6 protein-coding genes are annotated in these 6,474 nt (G+C 67.1%); 5 read left to right on the top strand and 1 reads right to left on the bottom strand.

Annotated elements, in window-relative coordinates; all coding sequences use genetic code 11:
• Nucleotides 1-159 precede the first annotated feature (159 nt).
• A complete protein-coding gene (fliE, locus tag AC1RQC_RS07480; RefSeq protein WP_043353483.1) occupies nucleotides 160-480 on the bottom strand; it encodes a flagellar hook-basal body complex protein FliE in 321 nt (106 codons plus the stop codon).
• A gap of 511 nt (nucleotides 481-991) precedes the next feature.
• Here fliE and fliF point away from each other — a divergent pair.
• Genes fliF through fliJ form a run of 5 tightly spaced genes read left to right on the top strand, consistent with a single transcriptional unit; the run spans nucleotide 992 to nucleotide 6,455 of the window.
• Entirely contained in the window at nucleotides 992-2,701 is a 1,710-nt protein-coding gene (fliF, locus tag AC1RQC_RS07475; RefSeq protein WP_492376682.1) for a flagellar basal-body MS-ring/collar protein FliF, read from the top strand.
• The gene (gene fliG / locus AC1RQC_RS07470; RefSeq protein ID WP_492376681.1) at nucleotides 2,691-3,683 is read left to right on the top strand and encodes a flagellar motor switch protein FliG; all 993 of its coding nucleotides are present in this window, start codon (nucleotides 2,691-2,693) and stop codon (nucleotides 3,681-3,683) included. The genes fliF and fliG overlap by 11 nt, the downstream gene beginning before the upstream one ends.
• Nucleotides 3,670-4,527 (top strand): flagellar assembly protein FliH, encoded by an 858-nt coding sequence (gene fliH, locus AC1RQC_RS07465; protein ID WP_253928365.1) that lies wholly within the window; start codon nucleotides 3,670-3,672, stop codon nucleotides 4,525-4,527. Before fliG ends, fliH begins: the two co-directional genes overlap by 14 nt.
• Nucleotides 4,520-6,007: a flagellar protein export ATPase FliI gene (fliI, locus tag AC1RQC_RS07460; protein ID WP_492812952.1), complete on the top strand. Its 1,488-nt coding sequence runs from the start codon at nucleotides 4,520-4,522 to the stop codon at nucleotides 6,005-6,007. The genes fliH and fliI overlap by 8 nt, the downstream gene beginning before the upstream one ends.
• Nucleotides 6,000-6,455, top strand: a complete 456-nt coding sequence (gene fliJ / locus AC1RQC_RS07455; RefSeq protein WP_174425237.1) for a flagellar export protein FliJ — start codon at nucleotides 6,000-6,002, stop codon at nucleotides 6,453-6,455. The genes fliI and fliJ overlap by 8 nt, the downstream gene beginning before the upstream one ends.
• Nucleotides 6,456-6,474 lie beyond the last annotated feature (19 nt).

Here is a 6,474-nt window from a genome sequence, read left to right as displayed (position 1 = left end):
GTAGTCGCCCCATCCGGCGCGCCTTCTTTGCCTACTTTCTTGGCAAGACAAGAAAGTAGGTCGCCGCCCCGCAGGGGCGGTGAAACTGCAGTTGCCTTTGACGGTAAGCAGTTGCAGCTGCCCTTGCCCCAAAGCAGCCACAAGCAAAACCCACTCCCCTCAAACCGTCATATTCATCATTTCCTGATACGCCGCCGTCAACCGATTCCGAACCTGTACCCCGGTCTGAAACGAAACATTAGCCTTCTGCATATCGATCATCACATCGTTGAGCGATACACCCGGCTTGCCAAGCTCAAAAGCCTCGGCCTGCCCATAAGCCTTCTCCTGCACGTTGCTGATGCGCGCCAGCGAACGCTGGAGCTCGCCGGCAAAACCGCCGGAAGAAACGGCGGAAGCCTGGCTTTCCTGCCCGGTGGCGCTCTGGGCCAGCCCGCGCAGTTGCTGCAACATGCCGTCGATGGAAGAGATGGTAGTCATGGCGATCCGCTTGGAACCCGCCCCGCCCTGGCCAGCCGAAGCCCGCCCCGGGGGAAACCGGTTCGAAAATGAGTCATTGAGGGTTGCGCCGGGCACCCGCCCGGGCTGCTGCCGGCAAACCTGGCGCAATGCGCCGCCTATGCCACAAATACCGCATCCGCGCGCGCCGCCTGTGCCAGCCCCCGAAGCGTACTCGCGGCGTCACCTGGGCCATTGCGGGAATTCGGGTGGAAAACGAGGCCTATTCGCCGGATTGTCTGCACCCGCCTTGGATGATCATCGATACCGTGCCGAATCTGGGATGCCGCTTACCTTTGCGCGCCCGGTCCGGGCCCGAATCTCATCAACTATCGCGGGGAGTACGCGTGTTTTGTCAGCAGCGTGATCTTAGCCATGCCGAAGCCAGGGTTAGCCAGGCCAGCCGGGGTGGACAGGGCAGCCAGAGCGGCGCCCGCCATCCGGCCCAGCCGATCCTGACCCATGCCGGCCCGGCCGTGACGGGGGCGCGCGCATGAACGCCGTGGCAGCCCTGTCGAACAAGTCCGAGCTGTTCGAGCGACTCAAGACCAATCCGCGCCTGCCCCTGATGCTGGGCGGCGCGGCCCTCGCCGCAGCCATCGCGGTGGGTGTGCTTTGGTCGCGTGCGCCGGACTACAAGGTGCTCTACAGCAATCTGTCCGAGCGCGACGGCGGTGCCGTCATCGCCTCCCTGCAGCAGATGAACGTGCCGTACAAGTTCGCCGAAGGCGGCGGTGCGGTAATGGTGCCCTCCGAAAAAGTCCACGAAACGCGGCTGCGCCTGGCTTCGCAGGGCTTGCCCAAGAGCGGCACCACGGGCATGGAACTGATGGACACGCAGAAATTCGGCATCAGCCAGTTTGCCGAACAGGTCAACTACCAGCGCGGCCTCGAAGGCGAGCTGGCCCGCTCGATCGAATCGATTGCGGCGGTGCAGTCGGCGCGCGTGCACCTGGCCATTCCCAAGCCGACGCTGTTCGTGCGCGAACGCCAGAAGCCGACCGCCTCGATCGTGCTGCAACTCTACCCGGGCCGCGCCATCGATGACGGCCAGGTCGCCGCGATCGGCCACCTGGTTTCGTCCAGCGTGCCGGAGCTCACGCCCAAGGCCATCTCCATCGTCGACCAGCACGGCAACCTGCTGTCCGGCAGCGGCACCAACGAGCGTATGCTCGACGCCGGCCAGATCAAGTACGTGCAGGCGCTGGAGCGCAACTACGCGCAGCGCGTGGAGGCCATCCTGGCCCCGATCCTCGGCCAGGACAACGTGAAAGCGCAGGTGACCGCCGACGTGGACTTCTCCATCGTCGAGCACACGGACGAATCCTACAAGCCGAACCAGGACCCGACCCGCGCCGCCATTCGCAGCCAGCAATCGAGCGAGTCGAGCCAGCAAGGCGCGGCGCCGGTCGGCGGCGTGCCTGGCGCGCTGTCCAACCAGCCGCCGGCACCGGCCACGGCCCCGATCGCCACGGCCCAGCCGCCGCGCCCGGGCCAGCCGAACCAGCCGGGGCAGCAGCCCGGCCAGCAAGGCCAGGCCGCGGGCCAGGCCCAGGGCGGCGCCACCGCCACGGCCCAGACCGGCCCGAGCAGCAACCGCCACGACTCCACCACCAACTACGAGCTCGACCGTACCGTGCGCCATGTGCAGCAGGCACCAGGCGGCGTGAAGCGCCTGTCGGTGGCCGTGGTGGTCAACTACCGTCAAAAGGCGGGCGCCAACGGCAAGATGGTGTCTGAAGCCCTGCCCGCCGCGCAGCTCGCCCAGATCGAGAACCTGACCAAGGAAGCCATGGGCTTCTCGGCCGACCGGGGCGACTCGCTCAATGTGGTCAACAGCCCGTTCACCGTGGACAACGACATCAAGCCGGAACTGCCGCTGTGGAAGCAGCCGGAAATGATCGCCCTGGCCAAGACCGCCGCCGGCTACCTGCTGCTGGCACTGCTGGCGCTGTTCGTGTGGTTCAAGGTAGCGCGTCCGGTGCTGCGCAAGTACACCGCGCCGCCCCTGCCGCCGCCACAGGAAAAGTCGGCCGACAACGAAGCCATTTTGTTGCCGCCTGAAGAGCCGGCAAATCCGGAAGTCCTGCGGCTTGCCGCTAAATATGAAAGCGATCTCGCCCTGGTGCGTGACGCCGCGCAGCGCGACCCGCGCCTGGTTGCTAGTGTGATCAAAAACTGGATGGCTAGCGATGACCGATGAAGGATTGCAGAAGAGCGCCATCCTGATGATGTCGCTCGGTGAAGACGCCGCAGCTGAAGTATTCAAGCACCTTGGCCCCCGCGAGGTGCAGAGCCTGGGCTCGGCCATGGCCACGCTCAACTCGGTGACGCGCGAGCAGATGTCCGCCGTGCTGGCCGAGTTCCGCCAGGAGACCGAGCAGTATCTCGCGCTGAATGTGGACTCGAGCGCCTTTATCCGCAGCGTGCTGAACAAGGCGCTGGGCGAGGAGCGCGCGGTATCGGTGATCGAGGACATCCTCGAGTCCCGCGACCCGGGCGCCGGCATCGACTCGCTGAACTGGATGGATTCCACTTCGGTGGCAGAACTGATCCGCGACGAACACCCGCAGATCATTGCCACCATCCTGATCCACCTGGACCGGCAGAAGTCGTCCGAGATCATCGCCATGTTCACCGAGCGCCTGCGCCAGGACGTGATCCTGCGGATCGCCACCTTCGGCGGCGTGCAGCCTGGCGCCCTGCAGGAACTGACCGACGTGCTGACCAAGCTGCTGGCGGGCCAGAGCCTCAAGCGCAGCCGCATGGGCGGTGTGCGTACGGCGGCCGAGATCATCAACCTGATGAGCACGGCCCACGAAGAAGCGGTGATCGAAGGCGTGCGCCTGCACGACGGCGACCTCGCGCAGAAGATCATCGACGAGATGTTCCTGTTCGAGAACCTGATGGAAGTCGACGATCGCGGCATCCAGCGCGTGCTCAAGGAAGTGGCCACCGAATCGCTCATCGTCGCGCTCAAGGGCGCGCCGGTGGAGTTGCGCGACAAGTTCATCCGCAACATGTCGACCCGCGCTGGCGAAATGCTGCGCGAAGACCTCGAAGCGCTGGGCCCGGTGCGGGTCTCGCAAGTCGAGGCCGAGCAGAAGAACATCCTCCAGGTGGTACGACGCCTGGCCGAAGCCGGCGAAGTTGTAATCGGTGGTGGCGACGATGCCTACGTCTGAACGTGCCCTGCGCCAGTTCCGGGGCCTTGCCTCGGACAGCGATTTTGTCGATGGTCGCAGCGAGCTTCGCGGCGATCATGCCAGCGATGCCGGCGATGGCCGCGCAGCGGGCAACCGCGGCGCGCCACGCCAGGCTGGCTTCGAGAGCTTTGCCGCGCCGGCGGGCCGCGCCCCGCAGAAAAACGGCTGGCAGCGCTGGCAGATGGTCTCGCTGGATCCGCGCAAGGCCGCGCCCGCTCCGGCAGAGTTCATGCCGCTGGAGCCCGCACCGCCCCCCATCGACTTTGCCGCGCTCGACGCCATGCGTGAAGGCGCGCGCAAGGAAGGCTACGCCCAGGGCTATACCCAGGGCCAGACCCAGGGCTACGGCGACGGCCACCGCGAAGGCTATGCGCGCGGCCTGGAAGGCGCACGCACCGAAGCCGCCCACCTGCAGCAACTGGCCGCCACCTTCAGCCACGCGCTTGGCCGCGTTGACGAAGAAGTGGCCCAGACCCTGATTTCACTGGCGCTGGATGTGGCGCGCCAGCTCGTGCAGCAGGCCGTGCAGGCCGATCCCGCCGTGCTGCTTCCAGCGGTGCGCGAACTGCTCGCGGCCGAGCCGGCGCTGTCCGGCTCGCCCTGCCTGCTGCTCAATCCCGAAGATGTCACGCTGGTGGAAACCCACCTGACGGGCGAGCTTCAGGCCGCCGGCTGGAGCGTGCGCGCCGACCCGGCCATCGCGCGCGGCGGCTGCGTGGCGAGTGCCGCCAGCGGCGAGCTCGATGCCACGCTGTCCACGCGCTGGAGCCGCGTAGTCAAGGCGCTCGGCCGTGACGACCCGTGGGAGCCGCCGCATGCCTGATACCTCGGCCAACACTTCGGCCAATACTTCGGCCAATACTTCGGTGAATACGGATTTCACCGCCGGCCTGCATGGCCAGCGCTGGCGCGATGCGCTCACCGCGGCCTCGGCCGGCATTGCCGAGATCGACAGCAAGCGCAGCTGCGGCCGCCTGACCCGCGCCGCCGGCCTGGTGCTGGAAGCCGTGGGCCTGCGCCTGCCGGTCGGCAGCGATTGCCTGATCGAGCTGCCGGGTGGCCAGTTGCACGGCAAGAACACCGGCCCGCGCCTGGCCGAGGCAGAAGTCGTTGGCTTCGGCGCCGACCGGCTCTACCTGATGCCGCAATCCGACGTGGTAGGCCTGGTGCCCGGCGCGCGCGTCTATCCGCTCGAGCCCACGCCGCTGCCCAGCGGCGACACCACCCCGCGTGAGCCGGGCTCCAAGCGCCTGCCGGTGGGTGAAGGCCTGCTCGGGCGCGTGCTCGATGCTGCCGGGCGTCCGCTGGACGGCCTGGGCCCCATCACCGCTGCCACGGAAGTCACGCTCGGCGGCACGCAGATCAACCCGCTGTCGCGCGCGCCTATCGAGACCGTGCTCGACGTGGGCGTGCGTGCCATCAACGGCATGCTCACCGTGGGCCGCGGCCAGCGCATGGGACTGTTCGCCGGCTCCGGCGTGGGCAAGAGCGTGTTGCTGGGCATGATGGCGCGCTACACCAGCGCGGAAGTGATCGTGGTCGGCCTGATCGGCGAGCGCGGCCGCGAAGTGAAGGACTTCATCGAGAACATCCTGGGCCCCGAAGGGCGCGCGCGCTCCGTGGTGGTGGCGGCACCTGCCGACACCTCGCCGCTGCTGCGCATGCAGGGCGCCTCCTATGCCACGCGCCTGGCCGAGTACTTCCGCGACCAGGGCCGCCACGTGCTGCTGATCATGGACTCGCTCACGCGTTACGCCATGGCCCAGCGCGAGATCGCCCTGGCCATCGGCGAGCCGCCCGCCACCAAGGGCTATCCGCCCTCGGTGTTCGCCAAGCTCCCCACACTGGTGGAGCGTACCGGCAACGGCGCCGAAGGCGGCGGCTCGATCACGGCCTTCTACACCGTGCTGACCGAAGGCGACGACCAGCAGGACCCGATCGCAGATTCCGCGCGCGCCATCCTGGACGGCCACATCGTGCTCTCGCGCAGCCTGGCGGAATCCGGCCACTACCCCGCCATCGACGTGGAAGCTTCGATCAGCCGGGCCATGACGGCGCTGATCGAGCCGCCGCAGTTCGCCTCAGTGCGGCGCTTCAAGCAATTGATGTCGCGCTACCAGCGCAACCGTGACCTGATCAGCGTGGGCGCGTACGTGCCGGGTAACGATCCGGAGCTGGATCTGGCCATCCACCTGCATCCACAGATGGAGGCCTTCCTGCAGCAAGACATCCATGAGCGCGCCGGCTACGACGCCTCGATCGGCCAGTTGCATAGTCTCTTCCAACGGAGTGAACATGGCTAAGCCATCTGCATTGAATACCTTGGCCGACCTGGCCCAGAACGATACGGATGCAGCCGCGCGCGAGCTGGGCCGGCTGCAAGGCCTGCGCAACCAGGCGGAGCAGCAACTGGCCGCGCTCACGCAGTACCGTCAGGAATACCGCGAGCGCATGCAAGCCATCGCGCAGGACGGCATGACTTCCACCCGCTGGCAGGACTTTGCACAGTTCCTGGCCTCGCTCGATACCGCCATCCGCCAGCAGACCGAAGCGCTGGCCCGGGCCGAAGCCCAGTTGCTCGCTGGCCGCGCCAACTGGCAGCAGCAAAAGCGCCGCCAGAGTTCCTTCGACACGCTCATTACCCGCGCGGATACGCGCGAGCAGATTGCCAGCACGCGCCGCGAGCAACGCGACACCGACGAATATGCAGCCCGCGCCGCCCGCCTGCAAGTTGCAGGCCGCCACCGCTAAGCCGCCCAGACAAACCGAG

It is taken from the genome of Cupriavidus sp. GW822-FHT03E04 (assembly GCF_058801495.1).
This window is presented reverse-complemented; position numbering and strand designations above follow the sequence as displayed.